The 15,302-nt window shown below is 46.4% G+C and carries 15 protein-coding genes and 1 pseudogene; 7 read left to right on the top strand and 9 right to left on the bottom strand.

The window, feature by feature from the left end:
- The 3 genes and pseudogenes from ACE1AQ_RS17755 to ACE1AQ_RS17745 form a co-directional block, all read left to right on the top strand.
- Positions 1-195, top strand: a pseudogene (locus ACE1AQ_RS17755) (RNA-guided endonuclease TnpB family protein); the annotation flags it as partial.
- A gap of 140 nt (positions 196-335) precedes the next feature.
- Positions 336-1,694 (top strand): thioredoxin-disulfide reductase, encoded by a 1,359-nt coding sequence (trxB, locus tag ACE1AQ_RS17750; protein WP_008204353.1) that lies wholly within the window; start codon positions 336-338, stop codon positions 1,692-1,694.
- A 132-nt stretch (positions 1,695-1,826) separates the two neighbouring features.
- On the top strand, positions 1,827-2,657 hold the full coding sequence (locus ACE1AQ_RS17745; protein WP_008204352.1) for a metal ABC transporter permease: 831 nt from the start codon (positions 1,827-1,829) through the stop codon (positions 2,655-2,657).
- A 117-nt stretch (positions 2,658-2,774) separates the two neighbouring features.
- On the opposite strand, the gene ACE1AQ_RS17740 is transcribed toward ACE1AQ_RS17745, so the two are convergent.
- The gene (locus tag ACE1AQ_RS17740) at positions 2,775-2,996 is read right to left on the bottom strand and encodes a hypothetical protein (protein WP_002736250.1); all 222 of its coding nucleotides are present in this window, start codon (positions 2,994-2,996) and stop codon (positions 2,775-2,777) included.
- A gap of 139 nt (positions 2,997-3,135) precedes the next feature.
- Between ACE1AQ_RS17740 and ACE1AQ_RS17735 the strand changes: the two genes are divergently transcribed.
- On the top strand, positions 3,136-3,942 hold the full coding sequence (locus ACE1AQ_RS17735) for a TlyA family RNA methyltransferase (RefSeq protein ID WP_106908797.1): 807 nt from the start codon (positions 3,136-3,138) through the stop codon (positions 3,940-3,942).
- Positions 3,943-4,099: 157 nt separating this feature from the next.
- Positions 4,100-4,480 (top strand): cyclic nucleotide-binding domain-containing protein, encoded by a 381-nt coding sequence (locus tag ACE1AQ_RS17730; RefSeq protein WP_110543359.1) that lies wholly within the window; start codon positions 4,100-4,102, stop codon positions 4,478-4,480.
- A gap of 29 nt (positions 4,481-4,509) precedes the next feature.
- Here ACE1AQ_RS17730 and fmt read toward each other — a convergent pair whose 3' ends face one another.
- The 6 genes from fmt to dnaK form a co-directional block, all read right to left on the bottom strand.
- Positions 4,510-5,487, bottom strand: coding sequence for a methionyl-tRNA formyltransferase (gene fmt, locus ACE1AQ_RS17725; RefSeq protein ID WP_110543362.1), 978 nt, complete (start codon positions 5,485-5,487; stop codon positions 4,510-4,512).
- A 95-nt stretch (positions 5,488-5,582) separates the two neighbouring features.
- Positions 5,583-6,377, bottom strand: coding sequence for a peptidoglycan editing factor PgeF (pgeF, locus tag ACE1AQ_RS17720; protein ID WP_374808912.1), 795 nt, complete (start codon positions 6,375-6,377; stop codon positions 5,583-5,585).
- Between the two features lie 237 nt (positions 6,378-6,614).
- Positions 6,615-7,691 (bottom strand): small ribosomal subunit biogenesis GTPase RsgA, encoded by a 1,077-nt coding sequence (rsgA, locus tag ACE1AQ_RS17715; protein WP_008204347.1) that lies wholly within the window; start codon positions 7,689-7,691, stop codon positions 6,615-6,617.
- Positions 7,692-7,913: a sulfurtransferase TusA family protein gene (locus ACE1AQ_RS17710; protein WP_002738399.1), complete on the bottom strand. Its 222-nt coding sequence runs from the start codon at positions 7,911-7,913 to the stop codon at positions 7,692-7,694.
- 2 nt (positions 7,914-7,915) lie between these two features.
- Positions 7,916-9,040: a molecular chaperone DnaJ gene (gene dnaJ / locus ACE1AQ_RS17705; protein WP_008204346.1), complete on the bottom strand. Its 1,125-nt coding sequence runs from the start codon at positions 9,038-9,040 to the stop codon at positions 7,916-7,918.
- A 322-nt stretch (positions 9,041-9,362) separates the two neighbouring features.
- Positions 9,363-11,411, bottom strand: coding sequence for a molecular chaperone DnaK (gene dnaK, locus ACE1AQ_RS17700; RefSeq protein ID WP_374808916.1), 2,049 nt, complete (start codon positions 11,409-11,411; stop codon positions 9,363-9,365).
- 452 nt (positions 11,412-11,863) lie between these two features.
- On the opposite strand from dnaK, the gene ACE1AQ_RS17695 reads away from it, so the two are divergent.
- Both ACE1AQ_RS17695 and ACE1AQ_RS17690 read left to right on the top strand, forming a co-directional pair.
- Positions 11,864-12,868: an NAD(P)-dependent alcohol dehydrogenase gene (locus ACE1AQ_RS17695; RefSeq protein WP_374808909.1), complete on the top strand. Its 1,005-nt coding sequence runs from the start codon at positions 11,864-11,866 to the stop codon at positions 12,866-12,868.
- A 28-nt stretch (positions 12,869-12,896) separates the two neighbouring features.
- Positions 12,897-13,673, top strand: a complete 777-nt coding sequence (locus tag ACE1AQ_RS17690) for a Uma2 family endonuclease (RefSeq protein ID WP_008204343.1) — start codon at positions 12,897-12,899, stop codon at positions 13,671-13,673.
- A gap of 125 nt (positions 13,674-13,798) precedes the next feature.
- Here the strand turns inward: ACE1AQ_RS17690 and ACE1AQ_RS17685 are convergent, their stop codons facing one another.
- Together ACE1AQ_RS17685 and ACE1AQ_RS17680 are read right to left on the bottom strand one after the other, a co-directional pair.
- Positions 13,799-13,999: a hypothetical protein gene (locus tag ACE1AQ_RS17685; RefSeq protein WP_002771911.1), complete on the bottom strand. Its 201-nt coding sequence runs from the start codon at positions 13,997-13,999 to the stop codon at positions 13,799-13,801.
- Positions 14,000-14,201: 202 nt separating this feature from the next.
- A complete protein-coding gene (locus ACE1AQ_RS17680) occupies positions 14,202-14,789 on the bottom strand; it encodes a hypothetical protein (protein WP_008204342.1) in 588 nt (195 codons plus the stop codon).
- Positions 14,790-15,302: the final 513 nt, after the last annotated feature.

Here is a 15,302-nt window from a genome sequence, read left to right as displayed (position 1 = left end):
ATTACTGGCAAAAAAGCGTTATCGGAAAGAGTTCACCGGTGTGATTCTTGCGGCCACATTGAACCGAGAGATACGGCATCAGCAAAGGTAATCGAGAACCGAGGAAAAAACGCGGTCGGACTGACCGTGTTAGAAAACGCTCGCGGAGGCGATTTGACGGGGATCGACCGGGTTAAACCAGGTCGATCTAGTTAAAAACCTATGAACCGAGAATCTCCCGCTACACCGCGCTCCGCGGTTAGCGGGGGAGAGTCAACTAACTTATCGTCGTCTAACCCACCCGACATTATCTGTTATACTAAAAAGCGTAGTCGTTATGAGTTGCATTTACGGTTATGACTGTCGAGAATTTAGTCATTATTGGTTCGGGACCCGCGGGATATACGGCGGCGATTTATGCGGCGCGTGCGAACTTAAAACCCTTGATGTTCGAGGGTTTCCAAGCGGGAGGCATTCCGGGGGGACAATTGATGACCACCACAGAAGTAGAAAATTTCCCCGGTTTTCCCGAAGGAATCACCGGTCCGAAGCTGATGGAAAGAATGAAGGAACAGGCCGAAAGATGGGGGACGGAATGCTATACCGAAGATGTTATCTCGGTGGATTTAAGTCAGCGTCCTTTTACCATTCGTTCCACGGACCGGGAAGTTAAGGCCAATAGTATTATTATCGCCACGGGAGCCACTGCCAAACGCTTAGGATTACCCAGCGAGGCCCAATTCTGGAGTAACGGGATTTCCGCTTGTGCTATCTGTGACGGTGCTACACCAATATTTAGAGAGGAAAACCTCGCTGTCATCGGTGGCGGTGACTCGGCGGCGGAAGAAGCCGTATATTTAACTAAATACGGCTCTCACGTCCATTTATTGGTACGCGGGGAAGCGATGCGCGCCTCGAAAGCAATGCAGGACCGGGTGTTAAATAATCCGAAAGTTACCGTTCATTTTCACACCCAAGCGCTGGATGTGTTCGGTACAGGCAGTAAAATGGCAGGACTACGCATTAAAAACTCACAAACGGGAGAAATTAGCGAATTAGCCGTTAGAGGGTTATTTTATGCCATCGGTCACACTCCCAATACTTCCCTATTCCAAGGACAACTAGAATTAGACGAGGTGGGTTATGTGAAAGTCAAACCGGGGACTGTTGCTACCAGCGTCGAGGGGGTTTTTGCCGCAGGAGATGTGCAGGACCACGAATACCGTCAGGCCATTACTGCCGCAGGTACGGGGTGTATGGCGGCGTTATTGGCAGAAAGATGGTTATCGGAGCATAATTTAATCCAAGAATACCGTCAATCAGCCACTTCTGAACATTACGAGACGAAAACCGTTAGCGAAACCCCGGCCGATACGGAGGAGACTTTTGATATTGACAAAACCCGTCACGTTGGGGGTTATGCTTTGCGGAAATTATTCCACGACGGCGATCGCTTGTTAATGGTAAAATATGTTTCTCCCACCTGTGGCCCCTGTAAAACCCTGAAACCGATTTTAGATAAAGTGGTCGATGAGTACGATGGCAAAATTTATTTTGTCGAAATTGACATCGAAGCTGACCCAGAAATTGCCAAAATGGGTCAAGTAACTGGGACTCCCACGGTACAATTCTTTAAGGACCGGGAATTAGTCAAGGAAATGCGCGGAGTCAAACAAAAAAGCGATTTTCGTCAAGTAATTGAGAGTTATCAATAATCAGTTATCAGTTATCAGTTATCAGATGTGAGTTTTGAGTTTACTGTTTACTGAAAAAGCTCCCCACACCCCCACTTCCCCACTCCCTAATTCATAATTCATAATTCCCTAATTCATAATTCATAATTCCCCATGCTAGAGGCCTTACAATTTGATTTTATGCGCCATGCCATCGCCGCAGGAATATTAGTTAGTATTGCCTGTGGGATTGTTGGTACTTTGGTAGTAGTTAATCGCGTGGTTTTTATCAGTGGGGGAATCGCTCACGCTGCCTATGGAGGGATAGGAATCGGTTATTTTTTCGGGATTAATCCCCTGGTGGGGGCGATATTTTTTACCTTTTTTTCGGCTTTAGGCATGGGGTTTTTACAGCGTCGCATCCGAGAGAGAGCCGATACTTTAATCGGGGTGATGTGGGCGATTGGTATGGCGATTGGGGTAATTTTTATTGATTTAACCCCCGGTTATAAAGCTGATTTAATGAGTTATCTTTTTGGTAGTATTTTAACTGTACCGAGGGATGATTTATGGATAATGGCGGCCATAGATATATTAATTATCACCTTAGTTAGTATCTTTTATAAGGAGTTGTTAGCCATATCTTTTGATGAAACCTTTGCGATTATTCGTAATATTCCCGTGGAGGTAATTTATTTGGGTTTAATGGGAATAACCGCTTTAACTATTGTGGCAGTAATGCAGGTGGTAGGATTAATTATGGTAATTGCTTTATTAACTATTCCCGCCGCTATCAGTGGACAATTTGTTAAAAATATGAAGGGAATGATGATCCTAGCGATTATTCTAGGAATTGTTTTTACTTTAGTGGGTTTGTGGTTATCCTATAGTTTAAATCTCACCTCAGGGGCGACAATTATTTTAGTGGCAGGATTGGGTTATTTAATCAGTCTTACTTGGAAACCTTTGATGCTCACTATCACCAGAAAAATATCTCATCTTTAAGGCTCTCCCCTAGTTGTGGTGATCAGAAAAAGTTATCTAGGGGAGGATGAAGGCAATTCACCCCCATATTGCCCCACATTAGTTGTTCTCTAGAGGCCGATGGGATAGTCCCGCCAATTATAACCCTAAACGCTGCTTTTGGCGGGCTTTATAGGAAGCTAACAGCCAGATAGAGCCAGAAATCAAAGAAGGAGCAAGGACGAAAAAAGTGGCCATGGTTACGGGATGTTCCCGGGCCCAGACCCAATAAATCATCACGGCAAAAATCAAGCCACAGTAAGCTAGTCCTAGAAAGGGGATGCCAATGACCAAAATGGCGAATCGAGTATCTTTATCCATAAAATATCGGGATGGCAGCGAAAATTTAGCTGATGGGTTCCGCTTCTTCCTATCTTTAGTTATAATCTTCCTTCTGGGATTGCTGGCGGAAAAATAAGGTATTTTTTAGAATTAGGCGCTGATTATTGGGAGGCCTTCCTTGCCGAAACAAAGATTAGATTTATTATTAGTAGCCAAAAATCTCTGTGATTCCCGTCAACAGGCACAGCGATTAATTCGCGCTGGAGAAGTGAAAGTCAATCATCAAATCATCGATAAACCGGCCACAGAAATCGATCCAGAAGCGGCGATCGAGGTTAAGCAGAAACTGCCCTATTTGTCAAGGGGGGGCGAAAAATTAGCTAAGGCCTTAGAATTGTTTGCTATTGATGTCAGCGATCGCATTTGTTTAGATGGCGGCATTTCTACGGGGGGATTTACGGATTGTCTCTTGCAAAAAGGAGCAAAACGGGTTTATGGGGTCGATGTGGGTTATGGACAAGTAGCGTGGAGTTTACGGCAGGATCAACGAGTTATTTTACTAGAAAGAACTAATTTTCGCTATTTAACCCCAGAAAAGTTATATGGACAAGAAAAACCCGCCAATTTAGCAGTTATGGATCTGTCTTTTATTTCTCTGACCAAAGTTTTGCCGACCCTGTGGACGCTATTAAATCCACCGCGAGAGGCGATTTTATTGGTCAAACCCCAATTTGAGGTGGGACGGGAAAAAGTCGGCAAAAAAGGGGTAGTTCGCGACCCCCAAGACCAAGCAGGGGCAATTTTTCAGGTTTTACAGGCCGCCGAAGCCCTAGGATGGTTCTATCGGGGTTTAACTTGGTCTCCCATTACCGGACCTGCGGGTAACGTCGAGTATCTTCTCTGGTTATCCACCGATACTGGCCCAGTTAGTCCCAGGTTATCAGCGATCGCAGAAATTACGCAAGCAGCGATCGAACAGTTTTAACCCCGGTATTTTCTCAAGGAATTATGAATTATGAATTATGAATTATGAATTATGAATTGAGGTGTGGGGAGATGTATTCTTACATACAAAAACGATGATCGGGGAGTTCAATGTATCGGAAAATGGGAGAGATAACCCGAAAAATTCTTGTTAAATCATGTTAAGTCCCGTAGAAACGATTAAAATTCTCGAAAATCATCCCGATCGCACTTTTCCAGCTGGTGAAGTTATTTTTGCCGATGGCACGGAGGGCGAGTTAATGTACGGTATTCTTAGCGGAGAAGTGGAGATGTATGTCAAGGGACAATTGATAGAAACTCTAGAAAAAGGGGAAGTATTCGGAGCGGGAGCGCTCCTGCACCCAGATAAACTCAGAGAATCCACAGCTATCGCCAAAACTGATTGTAAATTAGCCTATCTCAATCAACCGCAGTTTTTATTTGCCGTGCAGGAAACTCCCATGTTTGCGATCGAAGTGTTAAGAAGTTATTCCGATCGCTTTCGCAAGTTAAAAAAAATCTTCACCAGTGAAGCATAGAGGAGCAAAGGAAAGCCATCCCCTGAAAACTATTGACCGAAAATCTCACCGATAGTTAAACGGGAACCATTGACCAAATCCCCACCAGAACGCGGAGGTTTCCCCGATAATTGCACTTCTTTTAATAATAATAAACCCTCACCCGTCTGCACTACCGGCCCGAAATTTTTCCAGAGAGCCACGATCGATCCCACTTCTCCGCTTAGATGAGAAAGGTCTTTTGTCTGTAATTCTGGAGGAAGTTGACCGAGATCCTCTAGGGGAATAGTGGCCATCACTTTTAGGGGTTGTCCCCGGAAAGTGGTCAGCGCATGAGGATAAAAACCCCGGACTCGATCGTGAATTCTCCGGCCTGAATCTTGCCAGGGGATTAGATAGTCAGATTTCTCAATTAAAGAGGCATAGGTGGCATCGTCGTTATTTTGAGGAATTGGGGTAATTTCTGCTCGATCGAGCTTAGAGAGGGTTTCTAGGAGCAAATCCGCCCCCATTTGGCCTAGGGTTGCTCCCACCTGTTCGGCATTGTCAAAAAGAGCGATCGGGCTGTAGGCTTTCAGTAACATCGGTCCGGTGTCCATGCCCGCATCCATTAACATGGTGGTAATGCCGGTTTCTTTTTCTCCCCTAGCGATGCACCACTGCACGGGGGCCGCTCCCCGATATTTCGGCAAAATTGAGCCATGAACGTTAATACAGCCTAATCTCGGCATCTCTAGGATTTCTGGGGAGAGAATTTGTCCGTAGGCAACGACTACAAAGGCATCCGCTCGCGATTGTCTGAGAAAATTTAAGGTTTTAGCGTTTTTTTTCACACTTTTGGGCTGCCAAACCGGTATTTGCTGTTCTATGGCTATTTGTTTCACCGGTGAGGGGATTAATTGATTGCCCCTTCCCCGGCGCTTGTCCGGTTGGGTAACGACGGCAATCACTTCTATATCGGGATTGGCTAATAATTTTTTTAGGGTGGGAACAGCAAAAGTCGGGGTTCCGAAAAAAACAATACGCATGGGAAAGGGGGGATTTTTCAGTTATCAGTGAGCAGTAATCAGTAATCAGTGAAAAGAAAAGGGCGAATTCTTGAGTGAGAATGTCCACCCAGTTATTAACGACTAACTATGCCAGACCATTGGATTTTTTTGGCTTTTTCCCGACGATAGGAGAAAAAATGCTCCTCTTGTTGATAGGTACAAAAAGGAGCGATCGCGATTTGTTCATCCCTAATTCCTAACTGTTGTAGTTGATGATAAATCACCCGTCGCACGTCTAAGCGCACTTTTCCTTTTTCCTCGTCAGCAAATAAGGGGGAAGGGGAGAGGTTAAATAAATTGGCCAGAATTTGCTCGGGATTGGTTTCTTGGGGAAATAAACTTAAACCCACTTCTGCTGCAACTTCTCCATCGACTTGATAGACTTCCCCAGCAATTGCCGGCCCCAGGGCCAGGACTAAGTTATCTAAACAACTACCGGAGTTTAATAACTGCTTAACTGCTTTGGCAACTATCCCCTTGGCTGTCCCTCTCCATCCAGAATGAATCGCCACCCCAACACCGCTAGAGCGATCGCCTATTAGTACGGGTGTACAGTCAGCACTGGCCACCCAAATCCCTTGACCGGAAGCATCGGTAATAATTCCATCCGCTTCGGCTATTTCTGGGTTAGTAATCCCTTGGGGATTTAATAGGCGATCGCCATGTACCTGTTTGACGCGATAAACCGGTACATTTGCCCCTAAAGCGGTCGTAAAAGCTTCCGGGGTTTGGGGGTAATAATGACGGGTAAAAAAGCCGTGGGACCAATCCTCTAGGAGATTACAGGTAAGATAGGGCAATCCTTGCCATGTTTGCCATTGCCACAGAGCAGTCTCGGTTAATCGGACATCGATCGCTACATTGGTCACAGTCTAAGCCTCTCTTGCTCCATTAATGCCTCGTTCTCTCCTATCCTAGTTCTGAGCTTGGCAAACGGCAACCGGAAGATTATTACCCAAACCCTTGACAAATGGCGAGACTTGCTTTATGCTTTTTGTATGGTGGGAATCCCTGCGCCCATATATATAGAGTTTTTGAGCGAAAATAAGAGAGAAAAAAATAGGCTCAAAATAAGTACCTAATTGAGATGCTCTCACCCTGAGATTCTATTCAGAATCATCATTATAAATATCTTGGAGAGTTTTATTTTCGTAGCGTTCCTGATCTTGATTTTTGACGCGACGGGAAGGACGACGATATTTTTTATTAGCTAATTTGGGTTCATAGGTTTCTTGACCTGCTTCCTTAATTTTTAACTTTAAACTTGACTCTTTCGTGCTAGTTTTCTGTAATGACTGTTCTCGTGCGATCGCTTCTTCTAAAAATTCTAAATAATGTTGGTAACGTTCCCAATCTCCCCTGACCACACAGTTAGGTTCCCGACGGTGAGTACAATCATTAAATTGACAATTTCCCAAAGCTAAACGCTCTCTCACCTCCGGAAAATAAAAAGTTAATTGTTCTGGTGAACAGTTAATATCCGGTTGGTTAAAACCCGGACTATCGGCCAATAAACCGCGATTTGGTAAAGCAAATAACTCCACATGACGGGTAGTGTGACGACCTTTTTGCAGTTTTCCCGACACATCCCCCACCCGTTGATTAATTTCAGGAATTAGGCAATTAATTAAACTCGATTTTCCCACTCCCGAAGGACCGGCCAAGAGAGTGATTTTATGGTTTAATTGTGCCAATAAAGCCTCAAATCCCCGATTTTTCTCCACACTGACAAAAAAGGGCTGGTATCCCCAACCAGCTAGGCGATCGCCCCAGAGTTCTATTTGTTCTGGTTCCCCCAGATCGATTTTATTGACACAGACGGCAATTTCTAAGCCTGTGGACTCGGCTTTCACCAAAAAACGACTAATCAGCCAAGGATCGAGGACGGGTTCAGCAAGGGCAAAAACTAGCAAAATCTGCTCGATATTAGCAACGGCCGGCCGATCGATCTCGGTACTGCGGGGGAGGACTTCTGCGATCGCACCCTGTTGATCGGCAAAATTGACCTCCTCCACGCGTACCCGATCACCAACCATTACCGATTGACCGATTTTTTGCAAGCGAGCGCGACGGGTACAGAGAAGATTTTCGCCGATAACGGGAGAATCCAAGCGTACCTGATAGAAATTTGCCTGTACAGCCACCACTGTACCGTATAAATCGGTTAATTGTGCATCTACCATTTAGGAATCGGGACGATAGACTTTGAGAACAAAAAAGCTATCTCGGTCTTCGATCGATTCTATCTGATAACCTTCCACGGTCAGGCTAGTGGGAACCTGTTCGATCGGTTCCCCGGCATCTAACCAGACTTCCAACCGTTCCCCGGCGGTCATTTTCTCTAATTGCAATTTTGTGCGGACAAAATTAATTGGGCAGGGAGTGCCGCGCAGGTCTAAAGTCATAGTTATTTATGGAAGATATTACCTAAAAAACCCTCGATGCCGCCTTTCCCCACGGTTTCCCCGCGAACTTTCGCCAATTTTTCCAGCAATTCCCGTTCTTCTCCCGTGACACGGGTAGGAATCGAGATTTTAACGGTAATGCGATGATCACCGCGACTGACGGGATTGCCTAATTTGGGAACCCCTTTATTTTCTAAAATCAGTACGGTGTTCGGTTGAGTACCGGCAGGGATAGTCAGGTCTTCTTGGCCATCTACAGTATTAATTTTAATAGTACAGCCTAGAATGGCTTGGATATAACTAATCGTGACATCCGATTTAATGTCATTACCTTCCCGTTGAAATTCCCCATCGTTTTCCACGGTTAGATAAACAAATAAATCCCCCGGCGGACCGCCTTTCAGTCCTGCGTCTCCTTCCCGGGCAACGCGCAATTTCATGCCGTTGTCAACCCCCGCGGGGATGGTAATTTTCAGTTTTTTGGTTTCCTGTCTGCGTCCGGAACCGCCGCAAACGTCGCATTTTTCCTCGATCACTTCGCCAGCACCGTCACAGGTGGGACAGACCGAAACCTGAGCAAAAGTACCGAAGGGAGTACGGGTGGCACGACGCACCTGACCAGTACCATTGCAAGTAGTGCAGGTGCGGGAACTCGTCCCCGGTCTGGCCCCACTGCCTTTACAGGTTTGACAGGTTTCCAGATGACGGATGCGGATTTCCTTTTCACCGCCAAAGACCGCCTCGCGGAATTTCAGTCTAAAATCGAGACGCAGATCCTCGCCCCGGGTAGGGCCTGTGCGTCGGCGGGTGGTTGCTTGGCCGCCCATGCCGCCGAAACCACTAAAGATTGTCTCAAATATATCGGCGAAACCGCCCATATTGTCGGCATCAAAACCGGCAGCGCCCCCAGAAACCCCAGCTTCACCAAAGCGGTCATAACGATTGCGGGTTTCTGGTTCCGAGAGAATTTCGTAGGCGCGGTTAATTTCCTTGAAGTATTCCTCGGCTCCCGGTTCTTTGTTAACATCGGGATGGTATTTTCGGGCGAGACGACGATAGGCGCGTTTGATGTCTTCTTTGCCGGCATCTCGCGAGACACCTAGAATTTCGTAGTAATCAGTGGGCATAGGGGGCTATGGTTCTGCGGGCAATTTATAAATAGAGTTTAAGTCTAGTTGTTACTCTAACAAACTATACATAATAGTTTAGTTGGGTTATCCCTACTATTTCTTTTTGTTGGGGGTTAGGGGTGGGGGAGTGGGGAAGTGGGGGAGTGGGGGAGTGGGGAATTATGAATTATGAATTATGAAGTGGGGAAGTGGGGAAGCTGTCTCATCACCCTATCACCCCAAAACCCTATCACCCCAAAACCCTATCACCCTATCTCCTGACGACCGTCTCGGAGTCTCCTGTCGAACGACTCCTGACGACCGATAGCTTTTCCCTTTTTTAATCTACGGCCTCGTAGTCACTGGCGCTCATTTCTTCCTCATCATAGGGAGCCTGATCACTGCCCGATTTGCCAGCTTTAGTTTCCAGATTACTATAGGTTCTGGTTCTAGTGTGGGAGATGGTTGGCCGGTCGGCGAAGGTATTCGAGGAAGTGGTCTGGATGCGGGTGGGCCGGGTCTGTCTTTCGGTGACATCGATCGATTCAAAACCAGTAGCGTTGAGGGCTTGGGTTTCGTCTTGTTTACCCCTGTAGATGCGGGTACCGATTTCGAGGACAATCTGACGAAATTCTTCTAGGGTGGTTTTTAGCTTTTCTGGGGATAGGGAGGGGTCGCGCAGGGCGATTTCTAACTGTTGCCGCTTCTTGTCCGCCAGTTGCCGGATATCGGGGGTGACTAACTCGCTGTTTTCCCTGAGGGTGACTTCGTAGCTATAGAAAAGACTATCGGATTGGTGGCGAATATCGATCATTTGCAGACGACTGCGATCAAATTCGGCGTATTTTTCGGCTTCTAGGCGCATTTTTTCAATTTCGTTCGGTTTCAGCCCTCCAGTATGGCTAATGACAATGCTTTGTTCCTTGCCGGTGCCTTCGTCGCTGGCGGCCACTTTCAAGATGCCGTTAACATCGATCTCGAAGGCCACTTCGATTTGTGGCATACCCCTAGGAGCGGGAGGAATTCCCGTCAGGAGAAATTTACCGAGGGTTTTATTATCCCGGGCCATGGCCCGTTCCCCTTGTAGAACATGAATTTCCACCGAAGTTTGACCATCGGCAGCGGTGGAGAAAACCTGAGATCTGCTGGTGGGGATAGTGGTATTGCGATCGATAATTTTGGTAAAGACTTCGCCGAGGGTTTCAATGCCGAGGGAAAGGGGGGTGACATCGAGGAGGAGGACATCTTCCACTTCTCCACCTAAAACTCCAGCTTGAATCCCCGCCCCCAAAGCCACGGCCTCATCGGGATTAACAGAGCGATCGAGTTGGCCTGCAGAAAAGAAACGGGAGATTAATCGCTGTACGGCGGGGATTCTGGTGGAACCGCCGACGAGGATGACACGATCGATATCGTTAGGCTGCAGTTCGCTATCTTTGAGGGACTGTTGTACGGGTTCGAGGGTTTTTTCCACTAATTCTCTGGTTAATTCCTCGAATTTAGCGCGAGTTAGTTCTAATTCTAGGTGTTTAGGGCCGGTTTCGTCGGCGGCGATGAAGGGGAGATTGATCGAGGTGCTAATCAGGCTAGAAAGCTCGATTTTGGCTTTTTCGGCGGCTTCTCGCAGTCTTTGGATCGCCATGCGATCGCTGGCTAGATCGATGTTTTCTTGGCTTTGAAAGTTCTCCACCAGCCAGCGCACTAAGAGGTTATCAAAATCGTCCCCCCCAAGATGGTTGTTGCCGGCGGTGGCTTTCACTTCAAAGACTCCCTTTCCCAGTTGCAGGACGGAAACGTCGAAGGTTCCTCCCCCCAGGTCAAAAACGAGGATATGTTGATCTTCGTTTTGTTTATCTAAACCGTAGGCCAGGGCGGCGGCGGTGGGTTCGTTAATAATTCTTAATACTTCTAATCCTGCGATCATCCCCGCATCTTTAGTGGCTTGACGTTGGGCATCGGTAAAATAGGCAGGAACTGTAATCACGGCCTCGTTGATCGGTTCCCCCAGATAGGCCTCAGCATCGGCCTTTAATTTTTGCAGGATCATGGCCGAGATTTCTTGGGGGGTAAATTCCCGATCGCGAATTTTGATATTGACGGTATCATCGCGACCGCGTTGGCAATGATAGGCAACTCGTCCCCTTTCTACCTCGGTGTCTTGCCAACGCCTACCAATAAAGCGTTTGATGCTATAGACGGTATTTTCGGCATTAGTGACCGCTTGACGTTTGGCCAGTTGTCCCACGAGGCGCTGGGCCTTGCCAAACCCCACGATACTAGGAGTTGTCCTTCCCCCCTCCGAGTTAGGAACTATAATCGGCTGACCTCCCTCGAGTACGGCAACACAACTGTTGGTTGTCCCTAAGTCGATGCCGATGACTTTTCCCATGACGCTCTCATAATGACGTTGCTTAATAGGATACAATCGTTTACAAAAATTGTCCCCAAATTGGCCACGGGCTTTTCACCTCGTCTAAATCTTGCCGAGGATGAAACGGGACAATTTTTATCCGATCCTAACAAAACTTCTCGGTAAAATCCACAAGCGGCAGGCGAGTGGTCTATTAGGTCAGATACAAGCTTAACCCAAAACCAGTAATTTTGCTGATGCTTTCGATCCCGATTTTTTGTAGTATCAAAAAATCACCCTTTTGACTATTTAGCGATCGCTAGTCCGCTCAAATCCGTTTTAACAGTATGATTAACTCCCAAGTTATGGATTGTTTCCCCCGCTCCGGTGTTTCCCACTTTCCTATACCTTTTAAACAGGATTGAGGACAAGCCATACTCAGAGCAATTTAGGATAAGATAAGCAATAAAGCGATCCTAGAGGACTTAATCATGATTAGAGCCTATGCTGCCCGAGAAAAAGGCGGAAAACTAGAGCCTTTTGACTACGATCCAGGTATATTAGGGGATGAAGATGTAGAAATTGCGGTGGAATATTGCGGCATCTGCCACAGTGACCTAAGTATGCTCGATAACGATTGGGGACTGACCACCTATCCCTTTGTCCCCGGCCATGAAGTGGTCGGCACGATCGCCGCTCTTGGTGCTAAAGTCAAAGAATTAAACCTAGGGCAAAGAGTCGGTCTTGGTTGGTTTTCCCGTTCCTGTTCCACCTGTGAAACTTGTATGTCGGGGGATCAAAACCTTTGTGCCACTGCCGAAGGAACTATCGTCGGTCGCCATGGCGGTTTTGCCGACAGAGTCCGCGCTCATCATAGTTGGTTAGTTCCCTTGCCGGACCAGTTGGATGCTGCCAAAGCTGGCCCGCTTTTTTGTGGTGGTATAACCGTCTTTAATCCGATTGTCCAATTTAATATTAAACCCACGGCCCGAGTTGGTGTGATTGGTATTGGTGGATTGGGCCATATAGCCTTAAAATTCCTCAAAGCTTGGGGCTGCGAAGTAACCGCTTTTTCTAGTAGTCCCGATAAAGAAGCGGAGGCCAAAGAATTAGGCGCGACTCATTTTATCAATTCCAGAGACCCCGAAGCCTTGCAATCGGTACAAAATTACTTTGATTTCATCATCTCTACCGTTAACGTTAATCTCGATTGGGGTCTTTATATCGCCTGTTTACGTCCCAAAGGTCGTCTGCATATTGTTGGCGCTGTTCTTGAACCCATGGCTACCTATGCTTTTCCCTTGATTATGGGTCAAAAATCGATTTCCGGCAGTCCTTTGGGTAGTCCCAGTACCGTCAGTAAAATGATTGAATTTGCCTCTCGCCATGGCATTGAACCGGTGACAGAAACCTATCCTATCTCCCAGGTGAATGAAGCTATGGAAAAATTGAGAACTGGACTACCTAAATATCGCCTCGTCTTGCAAATAAAATAAAACCATCTCTATCCCGGACGTAACCCCGATGACTCAACCCCTCACTCCTCCAGTTATCGATTGGGAAGAACCCCCCATTCCTCCAGAAGACTTGATTTTTGATGATGGAGAACCTTTGGAAACGCACCGTCACCGCAAGGCCATGAATGTCTTAATCGATTCTATCGAACAAGCCTATCAGGATCGAGAGGACTTTTTTGTTGGCGGTAATATGTTTATTTACTTTAGCCGTGAGCGGGTTTTTAATAAAGATTTTCGTGGCCCCGATTTTTTCGTTGTCCTCGATATCGATGGTAGTTATAAACGACAAGGATGGGTGGTTTGGAACGAAAAGGGACGTTATCCCGATGTGATCGTAGAATTAATGTCAGAAAGCACCGCAAAAATCGATTTAACTATCAAAAAAGACCTCTATGAGCGGACTTTTCGCTGTTCCCAATACTTCGTTTATAATCCCTTTGATGCCACTTCCCTGCAAGGTTGGGCGTTAGACCAAAATCAATGCTATCAAGAAATTATTCCCGACCAGCGCGGTTGGTTATGGTGTCAACGTTTGGGATTATGGTTAGGAGTCTGGATGGGCAGCATCCAACGAGAAGAAGCCCCTTGGCTGCGTTTTTATGATCTAGATGGCAATTTAATCCTCTTACCTGCGGAATTAGCCGAAATCGAACGTCAGAATGCTGAAATCGAACGTCAACGCGCTCAGGCAGCCTCTCAACAGGCCGAAAGCGAACGTCAACGGGCGGAACGTTTAGCGGCGCAATTACGGCAATTAGGCATAAATCCTGATGAAACCCCGTAATCGGCCCAGGAATGACCCCTATCTCTAAAAACCAAAAGCCCACACCTCCCGATCTCGGTTTGTGTGGGCTGATTGTTCACTTAATTCTAAGATTGAAAGCTGACACTTTGGCGAAATCTAAGAGCCTAACTCAGAGTAGCACCAGAGCGATCATAAGTTTGGGAAGAGAAGTCGGCCGAGAAGCGACGTTGAACGGTTTCCCCGTGGCCATTATCATTGTCAATACCGATTTCAGAAGCACTTCTGCCTAACATCGATTGTTGACGATTTTTAACGGCGTGGTGGTGACGCATCATTAAGGCACGAGCTTGTTGTTCTGTGGACATAATCATTTCCTCCGATCTGCAAATCGCATTTTGAACTTTTTTAATCACCCACTAATATATATAACATACAATTCTGTATCTATTTTTACAAAACGTCCTAATCCCAGAAAAATTAACAAAACTTTACAATAGGATGCAGGAGACAGGAGGTAGCTTTTATTTATTATCCCCACTTCCCCACTTCCCAAGACATCAATCGTCCTCAGACCTTAATCGAACTAGGTTCATCGACGGCGGCGATAATGCGATGACAACCAGAAAAGGGTTGGGACCATTGATACTGGTGTTCTAAAGGATTACCCCAACAGAGGCCGAGATATAATTCCGTGCGCGCCACATCTAATTCCGCCCATTCCGACTGGGCAACTAATTCGGCTAGAGAATCGGCAGAAATGGGACGACGGGAGTTAAGCGCCCACCAAAAATTCATATTAGAGGTGATACTGTTCCAAAACTCTAAAACCGAGGCTTTGGCAGCCATGAGAATTTCCTTGTCACCCGCCACGGCAACTAATTGATTATGAATTTCGGGATAACGGAGAGTGCGATCGCCCCATTGACAAACACGCCAGATAATACCCGAAACCTGATATTTTTGTTGATAATCGTGAACTTGGCGGCGAAAATCCTGATAGGCGAAGACTTTGCCCACCTTTTCTAGATTGATCGCCTTGGCAATCACCGGATTATCAATGCGCTCCGCCGGGGAGAGTAACAGACGTTCCCCTTTGCAAGTGGCGTGCATTTCTCGCTCGAGGATTTCAATTAACTGCTGTGTCGAGTAAGCCATACTACCGCTCTTACCTGAGAGAGGATTTCTTTTTATGATAAACTCGAATTTCCGTAGTGGAAAGGCTCGAGTGCTAGAAAATTGTCAATCATCGGAAATATCGGCAGCATACCCGTTAATACTTATCGGCGAAAAAACCCCTGAAAACACCGGAATTGACAGGGAGAGAAGAGAGTCTAAGTGCTAGGTTTGACATCGGTTACTTTTTTTCCCGTCTAGATGGCGAGAATTGTCAGGAAAAGTCAACCCATCACTCCCCCTCAAGGATTTTTATCGATTCCAGTCAATCGATCGGGAACAGTATAAGTGTATTTAATTAACTGGCCGACGTTTAATTTATCGTTCTAAGTATCTAAGCACAATTAATTACACATCTAAGCCACTAAGCTGTTCGTAATTTAAATTGCTTGTTGAGACGAGGCAAGAGGCACTCTTGCAAGAGGCAACAGTAAAGGGATTGAGGGAGATTCGGCTAATCTTAAGAATAAGCACTTTAAATGCGTCTTAGCTTAC

The organism is Microcystis sp. BLCC-F209, from assembly GCF_041928595.1.
Taxonomy (GTDB): domain Bacteria; phylum Cyanobacteriota; class Cyanobacteriia; order Cyanobacteriales; family Microcystaceae; genus Microcystis.
The sequence above is the reverse complement of the archived record's forward strand: the minus strand, read 5'-3'. Positions and strand labels throughout refer to the sequence as shown.

Bases quoted from the DNA above. Each gene is read 5' to 3' on its own strand.
- trxB (WP_008204353.1), top strand. From the start codon at position 336: ATGACTGTCGAGAATTTAGTCATTATTGGTTCGGGACCCGCGGGATAT.
- ACE1AQ_RS17745 (WP_008204352.1), top strand. From the start codon at position 1,827: ATGCTAGAGGCCTTACAATTTGATTTTATGCGCCATGCCATCGCCGCA.
- ACE1AQ_RS17740 (WP_002736250.1), bottom strand. From the start codon at position 2,996: ATGGATAAAGATACTCGATTCGCCATTTTGGTCATTGGCATCCCCTTT.
- ACE1AQ_RS17730 (WP_110543359.1), top strand. From the start codon at position 4,100: ATGTTAAGTCCCGTAGAAACGATTAAAATTCTCGAAAATCATCCCGAT.
- fmt (WP_110543362.1), bottom strand. From the start codon at position 5,487: ATGCGTATTGTTTTTTTCGGAACCCCGACTTTTGCTGTTCCCACCCTA.
- rsgA (WP_008204347.1), bottom strand. From the start codon at position 7,691: ATGGTAGATGCACAATTAACCGATTTATACGGTACAGTGGTGGCTGTA.
- ACE1AQ_RS17710 (WP_002738399.1), bottom strand. From the start codon at position 7,913: ATGACTTTAGACCTGCGCGGCACTCCCTGCCCAATTAATTTTGTCCGC.
- dnaJ (WP_008204346.1), bottom strand. From the start codon at position 9,040: ATGCCCACTGATTACTACGAAATTCTAGGTGTCTCGCGAGATGCCGGC.
- dnaK (WP_374808916.1), bottom strand. From the start codon at position 11,411: ATGGGAAAAGTCATCGGCATCGACTTAGGGACAACCAACAGTTGTGTT.
- ACE1AQ_RS17695 (WP_374808909.1), top strand. From the start codon at position 11,864: ATGATTAGAGCCTATGCTGCCCGAGAAAAAGGCGGAAAACTAGAGCCT.
- ACE1AQ_RS17690 (WP_008204343.1), top strand. From the start codon at position 12,897: ATGACTCAACCCCTCACTCCTCCAGTTATCGATTGGGAAGAACCCCCC.
- ACE1AQ_RS17685 (WP_002771911.1), bottom strand. From the start codon at position 13,999: ATGTCCACAGAACAACAAGCTCGTGCCTTAATGATGCGTCACCACCAC.
- ACE1AQ_RS17680 (WP_008204342.1), bottom strand. From the start codon at position 14,789: ATGGCTTACTCGACACAGCAGTTAATTGAAATCCTCGAGCGAGAAATG.